13 protein-coding genes and 3 pseudogenes are annotated in these 18,361 nt (G+C 33.2%); 10 read left to right on the top strand and 6 right to left on the bottom strand.

The features are described from left to right. Positions 1–67: 67 nt before the first annotated feature. The gene (locus VQL36_RS18005) at positions 68–3,763 is read left to right on the top strand and encodes a glycosyl hydrolase (protein WP_349250628.1); all 3,696 of its coding nucleotides are present in this window, start codon (positions 68–70) and stop codon (positions 3,761–3,763) included. Positions 3,764–4,035: 272 nt separating this feature from the next. On the opposite strand, the gene VQL36_RS18000 is transcribed toward VQL36_RS18005, so the two are convergent. Next, complete coding sequence (locus VQL36_RS18000) at positions 4,036–5,199, bottom strand: iron-containing alcohol dehydrogenase (RefSeq protein ID WP_349250627.1); 1,164 nt, start codon at positions 5,197–5,199, stop codon at positions 4,036–4,038. Between the two features lie 170 nt (positions 5,200–5,369). After that, the gene (locus VQL36_RS17995) at positions 5,370–7,028 is read right to left on the bottom strand and encodes a CoA-disulfide reductase (protein WP_349250626.1); all 1,659 of its coding nucleotides are present in this window, start codon (positions 7,026–7,028) and stop codon (positions 5,370–5,372) included. A gap of 379 nt (positions 7,029–7,407) precedes the next feature. Between VQL36_RS17995 and VQL36_RS17990 the strand changes: the two genes are divergently transcribed. The 4 genes and pseudogenes from VQL36_RS17990 (at position 7,408) to VQL36_RS17975 (ending at position 10,905) form a co-directional block, all read left to right on the top strand. Continuing rightward, positions 7,408–8,670, top strand: coding sequence for an Ig-like domain-containing protein (locus VQL36_RS17990; protein WP_349250625.1), 1,263 nt, complete (start codon positions 7,408–7,410; stop codon positions 8,668–8,670). Positions 8,671–9,038: 368 nt separating this feature from the next. Continuing rightward, a pseudogene (locus VQL36_RS17985) lies at positions 9,039–9,402 on the top strand (GNAT family N-acetyltransferase). A gap of 103 nt (positions 9,403–9,505) precedes the next feature. Further along, positions 9,506–10,285 (top strand): NUDIX domain-containing protein, encoded by a 780-nt coding sequence (locus tag VQL36_RS17980; protein WP_349250624.1) that lies wholly within the window; start codon positions 9,506–9,508, stop codon positions 10,283–10,285. A gap of 131 nt (positions 10,286–10,416) precedes the next feature. After that, a complete protein-coding gene (locus VQL36_RS17975) occupies positions 10,417–10,905 on the top strand; it encodes an NUDIX hydrolase (RefSeq protein WP_413789580.1) in 489 nt (162 codons plus the stop codon). Between the two features lie 574 nt (positions 10,906–11,479). On the opposite strand, the gene VQL36_RS17970 is transcribed toward VQL36_RS17975, so the two are convergent. Continuing rightward, a complete protein-coding gene (locus VQL36_RS17970; protein ID WP_349250622.1) occupies positions 11,480–12,328 on the bottom strand; it encodes an alpha/beta hydrolase in 849 nt (282 codons plus the stop codon). Positions 12,329–13,046: 718 nt separating this feature from the next. On the opposite strand from VQL36_RS17970, the pseudogene VQL36_RS17965 reads away from it, so the two are divergent. Both VQL36_RS17965 and VQL36_RS17960 read left to right on the top strand, forming a co-directional pair. Beyond that, positions 13,047–13,217: pseudogene (locus tag VQL36_RS17965) on the top strand (histidine--tRNA ligase); the annotation flags it as partial. Between the two features lie 2 nt (positions 13,218–13,219). Beyond that, complete coding sequence (locus VQL36_RS17960) at positions 13,220–13,465, top strand: His/Gly/Thr/Pro-type tRNA ligase C-terminal domain-containing protein (protein WP_349250621.1); 246 nt, start codon at positions 13,220–13,222, stop codon at positions 13,463–13,465. 122 nt (positions 13,466–13,587) lie between these two features. Here the strand turns inward: VQL36_RS17960 and VQL36_RS17955 are convergent, their stop codons facing one another. After that, positions 13,588–14,955: a lipase gene (locus VQL36_RS17955; protein ID WP_349250620.1), complete on the bottom strand. Its 1,368-nt coding sequence runs from the start codon at positions 14,953–14,955 to the stop codon at positions 13,588–13,590. Between the two features lie 184 nt (positions 14,956–15,139). Between VQL36_RS17955 and VQL36_RS17950 the strand changes: the two are divergent. Further along, positions 15,140–15,454: pseudogene (locus VQL36_RS17950) on the top strand (GNAT family N-acetyltransferase); the annotation flags it as partial. A 47-nt stretch (positions 15,455–15,501) separates the two neighbouring features. Here VQL36_RS17950 and VQL36_RS17945 read toward each other — a convergent pair. Then, the gene (locus VQL36_RS17945) at positions 15,502–16,722 is read right to left on the bottom strand and encodes an MFS transporter (RefSeq protein WP_349250619.1); all 1,221 of its coding nucleotides are present in this window, start codon (positions 16,720–16,722) and stop codon (positions 15,502–15,504) included. A gap of 218 nt (positions 16,723–16,940) precedes the next feature. Here VQL36_RS17945 and VQL36_RS17940 point away from each other — a divergent pair, with 218 nt between their 5' ends. Further along, the gene (locus VQL36_RS17940; RefSeq protein WP_349250618.1) at positions 16,941–17,093 is read left to right on the top strand and encodes a hypothetical protein; all 153 of its coding nucleotides are present in this window, start codon (positions 16,941–16,943) and stop codon (positions 17,091–17,093) included. Positions 17,094–17,190: 97 nt separating this feature from the next. Further along, positions 17,191–17,433 carry an alpha/beta hydrolase family protein gene (locus tag VQL36_RS17935; RefSeq protein WP_349250617.1) on the top strand — a complete coding sequence of 81 codons (243 nt, stop codon included), beginning with the start codon at positions 17,191–17,193 and terminating at the stop codon, positions 17,431–17,433. Between the two features lie 139 nt (positions 17,434–17,572). Here VQL36_RS17935 and VQL36_RS17930 read toward each other — a convergent pair whose 3' ends face one another. Next, on the bottom strand, positions 17,573–18,028 hold the full coding sequence (locus tag VQL36_RS17930) for a GNAT family N-acetyltransferase (protein WP_349250616.1): 456 nt from the start codon (positions 18,026–18,028) through the stop codon (positions 17,573–17,575). Positions 18,029–18,361 lie beyond the last annotated feature (333 nt).

The raw sequence follows: 18,361 nt of genomic DNA, 5'->3' as shown, positions 1-18,361 counted from the left end.
TCATTTTGTAATCGGTTTCAATTCATTGAACAAGCTGAAAATATACAACTAAAAGGAGTGTTTTTATTTGCATAAAATTAAATTTTTGTCATTAATGACAACGCTTACACTACTTATAACTACTTTAATTCCCGCTAATCTAGCAATAGCTGACATTACTGAAAATGATGTTGCTGTAGGTGCAGGTGGGTATTCTACAGTTCAGAAAGGAACACAACTATATAATTGGGTGTTGGGACCAAGAAAATCACCACCTGCGGAAGATTTTACAACAAGCAATTTTGATGGAAAACCTTTACCAACTAATGATTGGTTAACTTCAGTATTATGGCACCAATATTCAGGTGCTTTATATGCACATCCATTATCTTTTCAAGCAACACCAACTGGTTTTGAAATTAGTAACCCTCCAAAAACAGTCAACACATTATTAGACGGTGAAAATGAATTAGAAAGAGAGCACCGTCCAGGTCAAATTGATTTAGAGGTTCAAGCGACTACATTTTCACCTTCAGATGCAAAAGCAGACAAGCTTGACGATTGGTCTGCAGATATCTTAATGGCAAGTAGTGATGGAAGTAAAAAGATGAAAGCAACGATTGCACATGGTAGTCCTTATGCATATTTTACGTTTGACGGTGCAGAGCCAAAGGTTAAGTTTAATCTAGCTACAACGATATTGCATGAAGATGCTTCTTCAATTCAAATTTCAGTAAACAACAACGGTCAAACTAACTTTTACGGTTTATATGCTCCAATAGGTACAACTTGGACAAATAATGGAAATGAAGTGATTGCGGATTTACCTGTAGGTAAGGACTTCTTTACTGTTGCTGGTTTACCTGACGGTGATGTGAATACGTTTAACTTCTATAAAGATCGTGCTTTTGCTTTTGTTACAGATACTAGAGTAGATTGGAACTATGATGAAGCAAGCAGTACTTTAACTACGGATTACATTATTACAACAACAGCAATGGAAGGTGCAAACACTGAAACGATCACAGCACTTTATCCACATCAGTGGAGAAATAATCCATTGATATCTGACTCATCTTATTTATCTACGTATGATACGATTCGCGGCACAATGAAAACGATTGCAGGAACTGATTTCAGCACACAGTATGTATTTAATGGTATTTTGCCTTGGATGCCTGAACTAACAGATCCTACAGATATTGCTAAACTTGAAGATTATGTTACTCAATATTTTGATTATGGTATGGGACTTAATCCTCCGTTCATAAATGCAGGTGCTGATGGAGGTAATGGTGGATACGATACGTATTGGATGGGTAAAAACCTCGGACGAATATCTAATCTTGCTCCAATTACGGCTCAATTAAACGATGATGTAAAAACAGATGCTTTTGTTCAATCTATGAAAAACACAATGGAATGGTGGTTCACACCTACCAAATTTAATGAAGCCGGACAACCTGTAGAAGATAACTATTTCTATTATGATGATCATTGGAAAACATTAATAGGTTATAGTGCTAGTTATTTTTCAGATACAGAACTAAATGATCATCATTTCCATTGGGGGTATTGGATTTATGCGGCTGCACAAGTTGCACTTCAAGAAGCAAATACAGTTGATGCATGGGATCAACAAGACCAATGGGGCGGTATGGTAAATGAATTAATTGGTGATATTGCAACAACAGATCGAAATTCAAGCAAATACCCATTTTTGAGAAATTTTGACCCGTATGCAGGTCATTCATGGGCAAATGGACCCGGATTTATTGATGCAAATGAATGGAGATATGGTGGAAACAACCATGAATCTTCATCTGAAGCGATGAATGCTTGGGCTTCATTAATCCTTTGGGGTGAAGCTACCGGAAACGACGAAATAAGAGATGCCGGTATATATATGTATACTACTGAAAGAGAAGCGATTAATAACTATTGGTTCGATATCTATGGTGATGTATTTGAACCTGAATTTTCAAATGACGATGCAGTTATGGTATGGGGAGGCAAATACAATCATACAACATGGTGGACTGAAAACCCAGTAGAAGCACACGGAATTCAAATGTTACCGATTACACCAGCTTCACTTTATCTTGGAACTGATCCGAATTATGTTGCGCAAAACTACAACAATACGTATGCTGAATTTCCAAATTATTTGCAAAAGAAACAACAGTTCGGATGGGAAGGAATAGATAATGTAGATGTTTGGCAGGACATATTGGTTTCTTATTATGCACTTAGTAATCCAGCAGAGGCTTTAACATTATGGAAGGATGAAGACACGGAGGTTGATCCAGCTGTTGGTGTGGAATTTGGTGAATCTAGAGCGCACACGTTCCAATGGATTAGATCTTTAGATGTGTATGGATTACCAAACTTTGAAATTACAGCAAACACACCGCTTTACTCTGTATTTACTAAGGATGGACTGAATACGTATGTAGCTTACAACGCATCAGATACAGATATAACAGTTACTTTCTCTGACTGCTATGAATTAATGGTTCCGGCTAATGCGATGGCTCAAGAAACAGCAGTTAGTCCAGGTGGCAATTGTTCTGGAACACCTCCATCAGGAGGAGAACCTCAAGTGCCTGATGCTGAAATTCCAACAGCGCCATCGAACTTAACACCAGCTAATGTAACTGGTACAACTGTAGATTTATCTTGGACAGCCTCTACAGATAACGTAGGAGTAACAGGATATGATATCTATCAGGATGGGTTACTTGTAGCTCATACAACGACAACAGCATATCAGGTCTCAGAATTAACAGAAAATACAACTTATTTATTTGAAGTTATAGCGAAGGATGCAGCCGGAAATAGCTCAACAGCTAGCAACTCTGTATCTGTTACAACGGATGCAGCACCTTCATCGGGTGGAAATGTTTTTGTAGGTCCTGATTTTACCATTGAGGTTGTAGATAGCGGAAGTAGTGTGACATTTAAATTCACGCCAGATGGCATAGCTAGTTTTGCAGACTTACATTATATAGTGAATAATGGCGTACAACAAAATGTTGGAAGTGTGGAGCAGAACGGAGTTTGGGAGTTTACCATTCAAGGATTGAATATAGGAGATATTATAGATTTCCAATATACTTATTTCATCACCTTCGGACAAGATTCAGCTTGGTTCCAATATGTTGTAGGTTCAGGAGGAGCTACCAATCCAGATTCGCCAGTAGAACCAGTAGTAGACACGGAAGCACCGACAGCACCAACAAACCTAAACTTTACAGCAAAAGGTGAAACTACAGTTGACTTAGCATGGACAGCAGCAACAGATAACGTAGGAGTAGCTAGTTATGATATTTATAAAGATGGAATACTTGAGGGCAATACAACAAGCACATCTCATACAGTAACAGGATTAACAGAAAATACTGCATATACGTTTACTGTAGTGGCTAAAGACGCAGCAGGGAACGAATCTGCAGCAAGTAATGGTTTACAAGTGACTACAGATGCAGTACCAGGAACTCCAACAGATCCATCATTGCAGCACGGGGCAACTTATTTAAACTTTACAGAAGCTACCATTTGGTTTATACCAGAAGCTAATGCAACTTACGATTATATCATTTTACATTATAAGATTAACGATGGACCACAAGAAAATCCAATGTTAATTTACAACGATACTACTGGAAGATATGAATTTACTGTAACTAATGGACAAGTGATTCAAAATTTACAATATGGTTTTACGTACAAAAAAGCAGGGGAATTCCAACAGGAGATTCCTATGGTGAATAGCACACCATAAATTGAATTCAGATTTCAGAACAAAAACTCCTATCGGAGTCTCTCGAGGAGGTAGCCGAATACTTCTTTACACTATCAGAAATTAAATAATTAAAATGTAGATAGTATAAGGGCAACTAACGATTCTGCCTTCGTCTAGACTTGCCAATCATCGAGTTTTCTTTAGAGGTAGTTTTTGTTGAAACTTAGAATTTGAAATTTTATAAATTCTTAAGTTATAAAAAAGCCTGCAATGGAGGGATATTCCCTCATTGCAGGCTTTTATCCTATCACTTACAATGATGCATTCAAAATAGACATAACATCCTCTTTATTCAATTTGTTAAAGTTGCCAAATTCTCCATAAACTAATGTTTTATCTGCGATAATTTCTAAGTTTTTATCATCAATATCATAGTCAGCGAGTGTAGAAGGAGCACCTAGGCCAGACCAGAAAGAACTTAGTTTTTCAATACCTTCTAGAGCAACTTCTATATCAGTTTTTCCTTCAGTTTCTACATTAAATACTCTTGTAGCTAATTGTTTGAAGCGTCCAACATTGGATTCTAAATTGTGTTTCATCCAGTTCGGGAACAAGATCGCTAGTCCTCCAGCATGTGGAATATCATATACAGCAGATACTGCATGTTCGATAGTGTGAGTAGCCCAATCTCCACGATATCCCATAGATAACATGCCATTCAAAGCGATAGTACCGTTGAAAAGGATCGTTTCACGATGGTCATAGTTTTCTAAGTCATTTAGTAATAGAGGTGCAGTTTCAATTACAGTTTGCAGTACAGATTCACACATCCGATCTTGAAGAGGTGTGTTTTCTGTGTGATGAAAATACTGCTCAAGCACATGGGCCATCATGTCTACGATTCCATATATCGTTTGATCCCGCGGTACAGTGAACGTGTTTTCAGGGTCTAGAATAGAGAATTTGGGGAATACTGCTGGGCTTCCCCAGCCATATTTTTCATTGGTCTCCCAGTTTGTAATCACAGAACCTGCATTCATTTCTGAACCAGTAGCAGCAAGCGTTAATACAGTACCGAACGGCAAAGCATCTACAGCTGCTTTTTTGCGTGTAATCACTTCCCAAATGTCACCATCTAATTTGGCACCCGCAGCAATTGCTTTAGTACAGTCAATAACACTTCCACCACCAACTGCAAGCAGGAACTCGATACCTTCATTTTTACAGATGTCTACTCCTTTATGCACTGTAGTTAAACGAGGGTTCGGTTCAACTCCAGACAACTCAAATATTTCAGCATCTATATCTTTTAAATAACGAATTACGTTATCATAAATACCATTTCTTTTAATACTTCCTCCACCATAAACAACTAATACTTTTTTTCCGTATTTAGGAACTTCCTTTGTAATTTGTTGCATCTGACCTTTTCCAAATATTAATTGAGTTGGATTATAGAATGTGAAGTTTTCCATAAATTTTACCTGCTTTCTTTTCGAAATAAAATAACTTATTTACAACGTTTATTATTATATAATTATTTAGAGCACATAATCAAATCAAATCACATTCATAAAATTTCCATTTTTTCTCTATGGGAAACTTCTGCACCTGTTCCTCCATTTACGAATACATTCTTCACTATTTATCCACGTTCTGGATATTCAGATACTTCATATGATTTGTATCCACCTGTTAAATTTTTCACTTTAAAACCTTCTTGTATTAATATTCTAGAAGCAATATGACCTCTAACACCAACTTGGCAATATACCCAAAGTTCCTTGTTAGGTGATAGTTCTTTTTTTCTTTCACGTATTTCATCAACGGGAATGTGAATTGCTCCCTCAATGGACCCTTGCTCAAACTCTTGTTCCGTTCTCACATCAATTAGTATTATATCGTTCGGGTCAAAATGATTCATAAGATCATCTATGACATATACATCACTTTTTTTAGTAAGTATGTTTTCAGCAACATAACCTGCCATATTTACAGGATCTTTTGCAGATGAAAATGGAGGGGCATAACATAATTCGAGCTCTGTTAAATCATAAATTGTACCCCCAAGACGAATGGTGGTTGCCAATACATCTATTCTTTTATCGACTCCTTCTTCACCAAATGCCTGAGCCCCTAGTATTTTACCATCATCTTTAAAAATTAATTTTAATGAGATAGGTTTGGCTCCTGGATAATAACCAGCATGAGATAGTGGGTGAACATGAACAACATGGTAAGGTATGTTTAATTGTTTTAAATTTCGTTCGTTTAATCCTGTGCTTGCTCCAGTCAAATTAAAGATTTTAATAACAGAAGTGCCCTGTGTCCCTTTATAAGTGGAAGGAATGCCACAAATTTGATCAGCAACAATTCTACCTTGTTTATTTGCTGGTCCAGCTAATGGTATGGCCGTTTTTTGTTGATGAACAAAATGTTTAACTTCCACTGCATCACCAACAGCATATACTCCCTTGATGTTTGTTTGCATTTCATCGTTTACAATAATATGACCATTTTCACTTAAATTGATGTCTGTATTTTGTAAGAAAGCTGTATCAGGAGTAACACCTATAGCCATGATCACAATATCTACCGTTAATTTTTTACCGTTTTGCATGATGGCTGTGATTTCCTCTTGCTGATCTTCAAAGGCTTCAATCCGATCATTAAATATGAATTGAATACCGTGCTCTGTCATTTCTTTCTCAGCATGAGTCACTATATCTGAATCAAAAGGTGCCAGAATATGTGGTGCACTTTCAATTAAAGTGACTTGAAGTTCACGTTGAATTAAACTTTCTGCCATTTCAACACCAATGTACCCTCCGCCCACAATAATAGCTTTTTGTACATTGTTTTGATCCACAACATTTTTAATGCGATCGGTATCTGGAATATTCCTAAGTGTAAATATTTTATTGCTTTCAATTCCTGACAGATTAGGCACAATGGGTTTAGCACCAGGAGATAAAATGAGATCATCAAAAGTTTCTTCGTATTCACCTGTTTGTTCACTTTTTACTATTACTTTTTTATTTTCCGTATCCACATGAATGACTTCACTAAATATTCTTACGTCTATATTAAATCTGTTTTTCATCATATCAGGAGAAGTGACTAACAACTTAGAACGTTCTTGTATAGTTTCACCTATGAAATAAGGCAAACCACAGTTTGCAAACGAAATGAATTCACCTTTTTCAAATAAAATAATTTCAGCTGTTTCATCCAACCTTCTAAGTCTTGCCGCTGCTGAAGCACCACCTGCTACACCACCTACGATAACTACTTTTTTACCCATTATGAATCTCCTCTCTATTGTTTGAATTACTGAAAGTAAGATTTTACTTTATAATAACCTTAATAGCACATTAAAATTAATATATTGATATATCTTAATTTTACGATATGAACAATGAATTATACAATTCATTTCGTATGAAAGCTTTGTGACAATCTAGATTTTGTCCACATATTGATCCAAAAATATTTTGTGTACAGACGCCCACCTCTATAGGTGGTATCTTCAAATCAGGTGGAGTAGAGTCTCCATCTGATTTTCTCGATGTTTAAGCTTTACTTAAACGAATTCACTACTAGGGAGAATAAGCTTATTCCCAAGTCATGTCCCTATTAGATTTTGGTATAATAATAGAAAAAGGATAAGGAGAAAAACTGTAATGATATTAAGACGTAGTAATTTTTTAATTTTATTTATTGTAATTGTTTTTTTGGGTTATTCAATTGTTGTTCCACAATCTATCAGTTATGCAAAATATGAAGAGTGGACAGAATTACCAGAGATGAAAGAAGTCCCTCTTGTTAAAACGTTTACAATTCAATTTAATAAACAAATTCTAGTTGAAGATATTGATGGTATTGTCATTGAAAGCGAGGATATGTTTATTCCTGTAACTATTGCTTTAAAAGGGGATGAAGCCACTGTTACTCCTGTTGAATATCTACGAGCTAGTACGGATTATACACTTCGCATATTTTTAGATAATTCCCGTTATTATATGAATTTTTCAACTGAAAAAACGGATGAGAATTTTATTTATATGGGGAAAAAGGATGTAGTAAGTGATTATGCTCCAGATGAAATCATAACAGGACTCAACTACCATCGATTAGATATGGGAAAAGGAAATCCAATACATATATATGTGACAGACGATTATGAAGAAGAGTTCGGAAAAGGTTTTGCTTATACCGAAGTTGAGGATATGATAAAATCCATTGAAAAAATGAAAGATCTTCAACCCTACGAGAATGTAAAATCTTCGTTAGATATTTACTTTTACACTGATGATTCTGACACACCATTTCCAGAGAATACGCAAGGTAAAGCAGCATCTTGGGGAAATCATACGGAAATTTTAATTAACGGCTCTACTCTTCCATTTGATTTTCGCCCAGTATTGTCACATGAAATTGTACATTATTTTGATCAGCAATCTTCCTTAGATGATAAAGATAAGCAGAAGATCTATGAAGAATATTGGGGCGAGGACTACCGTTTCTGGTTGTTGGAAGGTGGAGCAGAGTACATTGCATATTTCCATCAAAAATATCCTACAAATTCATTCAATGATTTAGATTTAATTTCAGTTAAAAATTCAAAGAGCTCTATTGTAAAATACGTCAAAAAACTGAAAAGTAATAAAGCAGTTCTAGATAAGGATATTCAATTAAATTCATTCGATGATATTAAACGAGCAAGTGATGAAAACTACGGTGTTACTTTAGCATTATTTTGGTATTTAGCTGAGGAATATGGTTATGAAGAAGTATATGAATATGTAGAATATATTGGTGATCATTTCGAACCCGAGCAATCTATCAGTGGAAGTGAAAAAGATGAAATCGCAAAACAGTTTTTTGATAAAACAGAAGAAGAGATCCTGGAAGATTGGTTAAAATATTTTGATGATTTTGAATGAACCTCATTTTGAATCTTGTGTTTCTTAAATAGAGGGAATTAGTGGTCTAAACTGTATATTTGTAAGGTATTGGGTTGAATAGCGGTATTTTATGGTCTTAAATTAGCTGAAATCCTATGAAAGAGATCAAAATTGACGAAAATGACAAAAATAAGACCGCGAAATACCTTTATTTTAAATTTAGTTAATAATTTGATCCAAAAATATTTTGTGTACAGACGCCCACCTCTGTAGGTGGTATCTTCAAATCAGGTGGAGCAGAGTCTCCATCTGATTTCTCGATGTTTAAGCTTTATTTAAACGAGTTCACTAGATTGAAAGGTGTATTTCACAGCCTATTTTAAATATCCACAAATGAGCAGAAAATCATGAATAGCGAAAAAATAACACTTATAGAATTAAATGCTAATAATTGATATAAATGTTGTACTTTAGATATTTCAGATGAACAAACAAAGTTATAGAATCTAACGCTATGTCCATAGCTCAATCTAAATTTGAACCTACATTAAAACCTTACGCTATTCAAATGGTAAATAAGAATTCAAGGAAAAGGAATTGGCAAAAAAGCTACAAAGTTAACGATAGATGAATCAAAATTACCGAATGCAAATAAAATCATTGTAGGTTAACATCCAGAAAATTTAGGGGACATCAACTTTATGCCAGTTTAGGTTTTGTTGACAAATGTATCGATTTGGAAAGCAAATGGCTGTGGTGAAAGAGTTATAGTTATAGGGTATCAAATGTTAAATGTACATAGGGGATAACGGAGCTTCAGATATTCACAAAGTTCATTTATACGAATAGCTGATTTTAAGGAGAGGATATAAATATGATTTTTAGAAGGAAAACTTACAAGATTAAACCTGAACTTTTAGCGATATTTAATGATTTTTTCCATACCTATTTATATTCTAACCAAATGAACCATGGAGCAAAATTAGTAGGGCGTTGGGTGAATGAAACGGAAGATGAAGTTGTGGCAATTTGGGAATATAGAAATATGGCACATTATGAAAGTATAGAAGAAAAAATCAGAAATAGTGAGCTTCATCAAAAAGCACGAAAAAGAAGACAGGAGCTAGGTGATATTTACATAGAAAGTAAACAAGACTTTTTAACATCAACTGCATACCCATATTCATATCAACCTCCAAAGCAGATCGTTGCTGTTAGTGCATATATTACAAATGAAGATGGGGATTTGTTGCTTGTTCGAAATAAAGATCGTTCTGATACAATGGAAATACCAGGGGGTCAAGTTGAAGAAGGGGAAACATTAGATCAAGCAGTACTTAGAGAAGTGTTAGAAGAAACAGGAATCAAAGCCAAATTATTTGGAATTACAGGGATATATCAAAATATTACAAATGGTATTATTTGTGTAGTTTTTAGAGGAGAGTATGTCTCAGGTAACCCTACTATATCTGAAGATGAGACGACAGAAGTAGCCTTTAAGAAAATAACAAAGGAAAATGCTGCACAATACATTACAAGAGAGCACTTTAGAGTTAGGGTACTTGATGCGATGGAACCAAGCTATCTACCTTATGAAGCATACGTTAAACCATTCGAAATTATTCAAAGGTTTGAGGTGAAAGAGGAAAGGTAAGTGTTGTAGCAAGATAAAAAAGAGACTATTATATTAAAAAACAAAATAATGATAGATGATTACTTACAATGTATATTAGATTGTGAAATCTTTTAGTGGTTTGTAAACTATATATAGTTCATTGGGGATGAATAATGAATACAAAAAAATTCCATCGTGCTTTTGGTGTTTATGGCATATGTGTTAAAGAGGACAAGCTGTTGGTCATCAATAAAATTGGTGGTCCTTATACTAATCGTTTCGATCTTCCAGGAGGAAGTTTAGAAGAGGGGGAAAGTTTAGTATCAGCTATGAAAAGAGAGTTTTTAGAGGAAACTGGACTTTCTATTGATATCAAACAAAATATAGGAACGTGTGACTTTGTATTGCCCTGGGTATGGAAAGAGTTCAATCATGTACATCATATCACTGTTTTTTATGAAGTTGAAAACATGGATAACATATTAAGCAAGCCAATTCTATTTGAAGGACAGGATTCACTAGGTGCACAATGGATAAGAAAAGAAGAGGTTTCAGTGAAAAATGCTTCTCCATTGGTTTTGAAGGCCTTTGAATGGTTAAGCAATAAAAAGCTAGATATTAATGTACAACATTATGAAGAGTGGACAGTGAATACGTAATAGTTTTACTGTTCTTAACGAAGTAGATTGGAATCCAGTAGTTTATGGAGCAGTATTTGGTAGATTGTTGCCTTTAGAAAAAGAATCAGAAGATCGCATCATAGCTTATTTTGAAACAGATTTTTCGAAGGAGATGTTTAAGTGGTAAGGATTTTTAGAATATTATTGTTTTATTTGATCACTGCTAATTTTTTAGCGCTTTATTGGAATATTTTACGACAGATTCTTAATTCTTTTATACCCTATTTTGAAAATTATGTATCTATTAATTCTACAACGCCGTGGTTGCTCCCACTGCTCATTCTGCTTTTGATCCCGATTTCTGTTATATCTACAAGTGTATTTATTAAAGTGATTAAAAAAATATTTTAGTAAGTTCCCTATTAAAACTGATCTTATCCCATTTAATTCTCAACAACTTGATAGACTAATAGGAGACAAACAACAACAGGTAATCATATTTACTAATCATTACTAATGTATCAAATGCTAAGAAAAATGAAGAATGAATTGAAGTTGTCTATCCTTTAAGATAAAAGAAACAGCCATCAGAATTAAATTTCCGATGGCTGTGTTAAATTACGTATCCAATAAAGTGGTTTATTTCCTTTAAAAACAATTCCTTCTCTTCTAAAAACGGATAGTGATTACTATGTTCAAATATAATTAGCTTTGAATCTGATATCAATTGATTCATTTCAATAGAATATTCTATCGGACATTGTACATCATATTTCCCACACATAATTAATGTTGAAACGGTGATAAGCTTAATTTTCTTAGTTACATCCAATAATTGCATTTCTCTCGCAAAATAGTCCATACGAACTCTAGACATTTTTTTATTTATATTTTTATTGAAATATTCTTCATATTTTTCAGGTTTAACTAGAGATAATTTTGTTCTTTCTTTTGAAATTTCCTTTCTAGCTTCTGGTGTAAGATTGGGTTTCTTTAATGATTCAATCAACCCTTGCATTTTATGAAATTGAGGATGTTCAGCATGATAAATACAATCCTTTGAAAAAGTCATATAATCCCTTGCTGCTGCTCCAACAGTGACAAGATATTTGAGGCTGGTAGAAAAATAAATTCCATAAACTAAAGCAAGAATACCTCCTGTTGAATGACCTGCAAAGCCCCATTTCTTTATATTTAAACACTTTCTAATAGCCTCTAAGTCAAATACAGTTTCTAACATGCTTAATTCATGCGCATGTTTAGATTTTTCTGAGTCTCCTGCTTCTCTTAAATTTACTAAAATCACTCTGTTTGTTTCTGTAAACGTATTGGCAAAATAATCACCTGTTTCATTAAATTCTGAGTATAAATGAGTGATACAAAGCGGCTCTCCGTTTCCTTTTTCAAAGATCTCAAATATTCCTCGAGAGGTGTTTACTAGTTTTTTATTCCATGTTTCCATTTATTTAACTCCAATTCTGTTTATTGATTGAAAAGAGAGGAACCCTTCAAATTTTCAAATTTTCAGTATATGACCTTCAAATAGAAGATAGTGAAATTATAGAGATAATACATTAGTTGGGGAAACCTCATTTTTAAAGATAGGCGGTGATGTTTGATATTATTTGAGTTCATGATATTGATGCAATGAAATGTAAAAGTGTCACTATGAATAAAAGAAATAGTATGGAAATTTGAACAAATAGCAGACCTTGCTCCTTTTCTATATCTTTCTCATTTGATTTAGGGAGTGGATTAAATGCCCTGTATGTTAAAACAATAATACCAAATAGAAAAATTAAAGGGAAAATCAGATCAATCATTTTCATATTATCCTCCTATAGTTTTTTAAATTTTTGTGTTTACCACTAATTATAAACTATAAAGAAAAAAATAAAGTTAGAACATATTCAGATTAATACCTAAATAAAATGTGTTGAAAATAAATTGAAACTTAAATTTAGTTGTGATATATTAGATGAAAATTTGAGGTGAGTATTTTGCTAATGAATAAACAGCTTAATTTTCTTTCACAACTACATCATCATATAAACTAGCTTTGCTATTCGATTTTAAAATAATCGCAAATAGGAAAGCTATTTCTCATTAAACCGCATGGATTAAAATTCTACTTTAATCTAAAGCGGTTTTTTTATATCAAAAAAACGGAGGACAGCAAAATGAAAAAAATGAATTATCAAAATGTTAAAGGAACACAAGATTTTTTACCAGAAGCACAAGTGATTAGAAGGAATATCAGAAGGACATTAGAAGATGTGTTCATTCAGTATGGTTGCAAACCCATAGAAACCCCCATTATCAATTATACAGAGTTACTTGCTTCAAAATATATGTGATACCGATCAATACTCAAAAAGAGTCACTATTGGTGGCAACAAGTTTAAGAAAACAGGGATTTAAAGTGGAGTTTGAAATGGGGAACAAAAAAATTGGTAAAGCTCTAGATAAAGCTAATAAAGGAAAAGTTCATAATGTCATCATCATTGGTGAAGATGAAGTGAGAAATAATGAATTTATTATTAAAGATATGATTACTGGAGAAGAGAATAGGCAATCTTTTGTATACAATAAGTTGTAAAAGAAAATACAAAAGTACAAAAGGATATTTTCCTCTTTTGTACTTTTGTGCGTTTATCACTAAATTTATCAACATTTTTCATTTTTTTATCACATATGTTATCTAACAATATTTCTAAATTGCTATTTTAAAGAACCAAGTAAGTCTGCTATATAACGATACCAATCACGAACTTCATAAAAACCAATTCCAATAACATCTATATGGTCTGCTGAAGTGAATTCTCCTAAATAATTCCATATACCTTTTTCAGGTACCCCATTATAGTTTATAATTCCGTCTGAGGAATCTAACGTAGGACCATCCATGGAATTTGTATTAACAACACCGTCATTCTCCCACCAGTCACTATCAATATCAATTTCTCCACTTTCTGTATATTTTCCAAGAAAACCACCAGTTAAATAAAATATTGGATTCATAAATAATTCAGGTTTATGGTATCCTGTCCAAATTGAAGGATAAGTCTGCTCAGACGATACTGAAAAATAATACGTATCAGGATGAGCTAAAACCCAGCTATTTAATTCACTTGCACCCTCTGGACTAACATCCCATTCCGCAGTATCTTTTGTATCCTCCCAAATGGAGCTGTTGTACACTCGTTCAGCATAACTTTCCCAAGATTCTCCGGGAGCTCTCTTTAATCCCCATTGATCGAGCTTAAAATCATAAAAAATATTGTCTTTTTTTCCTGATAGACTAGCAGCTAAGGCAATGAAATCTTTTGTCATTGGAAAAAATCCATCAATAAATCTTGTAGTTGTTGTTCCGTCATGAGGAGAAGAGATCGTTAATACGCTACTTACCCAGGAAGTTTGTTCGTTATTAAATAGTGGAGATAATTGGTTAGGATCGGTTGACTCTTGCTCTTGCTCGTCTCCCTGTTCCAGAAGATGAGTTAACACACGAATGGTTTGTCCACCTAAACTATGTCCTACTAAATGAACTTTGTTTTGTTTACCTGTATCAGAATTGATTTCTCCCCATTCTGGTAGAAAACCTGAATATGTATTTCCGAATCTTTCATGACCATGTTCAATAGAATGAGCCTCACCGTAATCAACGGTACCTCCTTTTATTTGAGCATACAATTCACATGCTCTATCCCAGTTGCTAGAAAACGGTCCAACAGCAGCAGTATAAGTTTCGTAACCATAGTTTTTCAAATCTTTTTCAATATCAACAAGACCACCCCAATATCGAAAACCTAAAAACTCGTCACGTCCCCAACCTACTAATCCATGCACTAATACTATAGGATAATGATTTCCACGTTCAACACTGGAATTTTCAGCAAGTAGATTTTGAGATAATGGAGATTGATCACTTAATTGATCCATCAAATTTAAATTTTTATTTGAGTTACTATTATATAATGATAGACTTTCTTGTGCAGATACATTGTAAGGGCCTACAAAAAAATTGAAAGGGCTTACAAAACAAATGATCATAATCAAACCTAAATAAAACGTCTTAGAAAATTTCATAGACACACCTCTATCATTTTATTTTCTTAAATCTATCATTTATGTTAAATCTATCATTTATGTTAAATTTAGTCAATTATTTTTTGAGGATTTATTTTTTACTTTACACAATAAAAACTTTTGTTAAACTAAGATACAATTCTAGTTATTGATGTGAAAGAAGGGATTAATTAATGAATCCATTACTGGTCAATTTGTTGCCTCCTCAGGATTGCATAGAATAAATTGGTCCATACCAAGCTTTGAAATAGGTTATTGGATAGATACCCGTTATAGTGGAAAAGGATATATGACTGAAGCTGTGCAAAGAATCACAGAGTTTGCATCCCAAGATTTAAAAGCAAAGAGAATAGAAATTTGCTGTGATTCGAGAAATTTAAAGAGTCGTGCTATTCCAGAGAAACTAGGATATATATTAGAAGGCACTCTAAAAAATGAAGGGTTATCAGCTGATGGAAATGGATTAAGGGATACTTGTATATATGCTAAAATATTCTAATTATATAAACAAAATCCGTTAGAATTTAATCTAACGGATATATTCATTCAGGAATTAGACTTTTCAAGTTGAACAAGTAGACCATGATTAATTTTATTAAGCAATGGATTGGATAAGAAGTACACGGTAAAAAGTAAATAACCTGTACCAGCAATCAATAATATAGCATACTCTGAAGTTAGTTCTCCTAGTACTCCTCCTAGTAAGTATCCAATTGGACTTAGTGATCCTAATAAGGACGTTAAGAAAGCAAACCCAGAACCGATGTAATCTTTAGGTAAGTTAACTTGAATAAGTGTATAAATAAAAACACTTAACACACCTATACCTGCCCAGGCTAAACCGAACAAAACATAAGAAATAAGGAACTGTTCATTGAAGATGGTAGAAAATATCCAAGAAGCTCCAGATAATAAAGAAATCATTGGGATTAATCTGTTTAAAGGTATATTTTCAAGCTTGCTAGATAATGAAGTCCCAATTAAAGTACCGGCTGACATTGCTGTTAACCAAAATCCATATTCAGCAGCATTGTTAGATATGATGGGTAACATGGCAATGCCCATAGTTGCCATAAAATTAATGCCAATAATCCCAAAAAGGATATTTAGAAGTATTTTTTGTTTACGTACGATCCGATATCCTTCAATGAAATCTTTTTTATACTGTTCGAAAAAACCGCTGGATACAGGTTCAGATTCTTTATCTGATCGAGGTACCTTTAAATAAAAGAGAAATATAAGCCCAGTTAAAAAAAGCATCATACTATTGGAAAGATAAATAAAACCAAGTCCAATAAAAGTGATTAGGAGCCCTGATATAGCATTACAAATCAAATCTAACGATTGATATGAGAAAGCAAAAATAGAATTTACTTTCGTTAAATTTTCACGTTTAGTTAAACGTTCTATTAAAGCACTTTCTGTAGGATAAGTTATCTCAGAAAAGGAAAGTGCTACATACATGAGGAAGAGCAACAGTGGTATCCATATTGCATCAAAAAAATATAAAATTGAAATCATACCAACCAATAGAGCTTGTCCAATTACTGAAAAATATAATATTCTTTGTTTTGAAAATCTATCAATGATTGGTCCATATAAAAATTGCAATGTAACTGGTAAAATACCAATGGCACTTGTAATTCCTACTAACAAGGTGGAATCTGTAAAGTTTTTTACATACCATATAGTGGCAATCATATAAAAACTATCTGCGAAATTAGTAATGATTCTTCCAATCAATAAGATGGTTAGTTGTTTATTCAATTGTAATTCCTCCTATAAATTAAGGTGTGAAGTAACACTTTAATCATGGAGGACCTCTGGTATAATAGCGTTAATGATCAAACGGATTTAGAAATTCAATTTCAATCATTCTATTTTCTCCTTTTAAATTATATTCAATCATTATATCAATGATCATATAGAAAGAAAATAAAGATTTATTCTAATAATTTCACATACATATGGAGAGAGATAATAACATGAAAAAGATTATAAATAAAGAGTTAAAGTATTACATGATAGAAGCCGTTCATCTAAGAAAAAAAAGAATACAATTATTTTTTATCATGGATGGGGAAGTACAGTTGAAAGTAATATGGATCTTGCAGAAGAGTTGGCAAATGAGGGTTTGAAATAATACAAGCTACTTTTGGAAAACTATTATAGCAACGATTAAAGAGTGGGATAAGTTTATTCAAGTGATAGGAATTCCTGAACACGAAATCATCCTTGTCGGCAAAAAGATATGATCCAATACAGTTTGAAAACTGTTTTGCCCCAGTTTTACTAATGCATGGTGATTCTGATACAACCGTATCTATTAATGGCCAAAAAGATTATTATTTATATCTAACTGAAAATAGAAAAAGAGAGGATGTTAATTTTTTGATCTATCAAAATACCAACCATATTATTTCACCTGAGATGGTGAAGGATTTGCTAGATTGGTTAAATAAAAAATTAGAAGTATAGTGGGTATTCATCATTAGCAGGAAACAGAGTTAATTCCATCAATGTAAAAAAATATTTATAGCTTTAAAATAAAGTTCGATCTAAAATTCCAAGTAAATCCTAGGTAATCACTCCATTTTGTTAACAAGTATTTCTAAATTTAAAGGGTATTATTTTTAACTTTTTGCATGTATAGTTTTGGATCATTAATTTGTTTGAAACCGAATTTGTTATACAGTGTATGCGCATCTTTAGTAACTAACATGAACCTACGAATGTTTTGTAGTTCTGTTTGGTTTATAATAATCTCCATTAACCATTTTGATAATCCTAAGCTCCGATAGTTTGGAACAATAAACACATCACCTAAGTAAGCATATGTTGCTAAATCTGTTATTACTCTAGCAAAACCAACTTGTTCAAATTCTCCTTCATTAGCTACACCTTTATATACACCAAAACATAAGGCAGTATTTTCAATTGCTTTTATAACTGTTTCCTTCAAAATACCTTTAGACCAATATGCTTCTTGACTCAAATAATTATGGATTAAATCTATATCTAAATATTCTTTATTAGTAGAAATTGAAAATTCTTTATTTATCCATATATCCATTTAAATCCTCCGATTATACGTTTTTTTACGAGCAAATACATTATAAATGTCTATGTCTACTTTTTAATCTAGCATCATTGTATTCCTGTTTCAAAAATCCTACACGCTTTTTTATCTTCGATTATCAAATGTAATATGTTTTCGTCATTTAAAAAAATTTTAATTCTCTTAAAGTTTGTTCAAAATAATATTGAAACACCACGGGCAAAAATGAATTCCCATACTTTAGGAATCGCCATCATGAATTATTAACCTGTAGTCATTTACCTTCAGATTATTTCAGCTGGACAGAACCTACTTATTATCATACTACCTATAAAACAGCATAACCAG

Origin of the sequence: Chengkuizengella sp. SCS-71B (genome assembly GCF_040100845.1) — a bacterium.
Classification (GTDB): domain Bacteria; phylum Bacillota; class Bacilli; order Paenibacillales; family KCTC-33759; genus Chengkuizengella.
The sequence above is the reverse complement of the archived record's forward strand: the minus strand, read 5'-3'. Positions and strand labels throughout refer to the sequence as shown.

What these genes read in the sequence shown, in the direction of transcription:
- VQL36_RS18000 (WP_349250627.1), bottom strand. Translation starts at nt 5,199, where the DNA reads ATGGAAAACTTCACATTCTATAATCCAACTCAATTAATATTTGGAAAA.
- VQL36_RS17995 (WP_349250626.1), bottom strand. Translation starts at nt 7,028, where the DNA reads ATGGGTAAAAAAGTAGTTATCGTAGGTGGTGTAGCAGGTGGTGCTTCA.
- VQL36_RS17990 (WP_349250625.1), top strand. Translation starts at nt 7,408, where the DNA reads ATGATATTAAGACGTAGTAATTTTTTAATTTTATTTATTGTAATTGTT.
- VQL36_RS17980 (WP_349250624.1), top strand. Translation starts at nt 9,506, where the DNA reads ATGATTTTTAGAAGGAAAACTTACAAGATTAAACCTGAACTTTTAGCG.
- VQL36_RS17970 (WP_349250622.1), bottom strand. Translation starts at nt 12,328, where the DNA reads ATGGAAACATGGAATAAAAAACTAGTAAACACCTCTCGAGGAATATTT.
- VQL36_RS17955 (WP_349250620.1), bottom strand. Translation starts at nt 14,955, where the DNA reads ATGAAATTTTCTAAGACGTTTTATTTAGGTTTGATTATGATCATTTGT.
- VQL36_RS17940 (WP_349250618.1), top strand. Translation starts at nt 16,941, where the DNA reads ATGAAAAAGATTATAAATAAAGAGTTAAAGTATTACATGATAGAAGCC.
- VQL36_RS17930 (WP_349250616.1), bottom strand. Translation starts at nt 18,028, where the DNA reads ATGGATATATGGATAAATAAAGAATTTTCAATTTCTACTAATAAAGAA.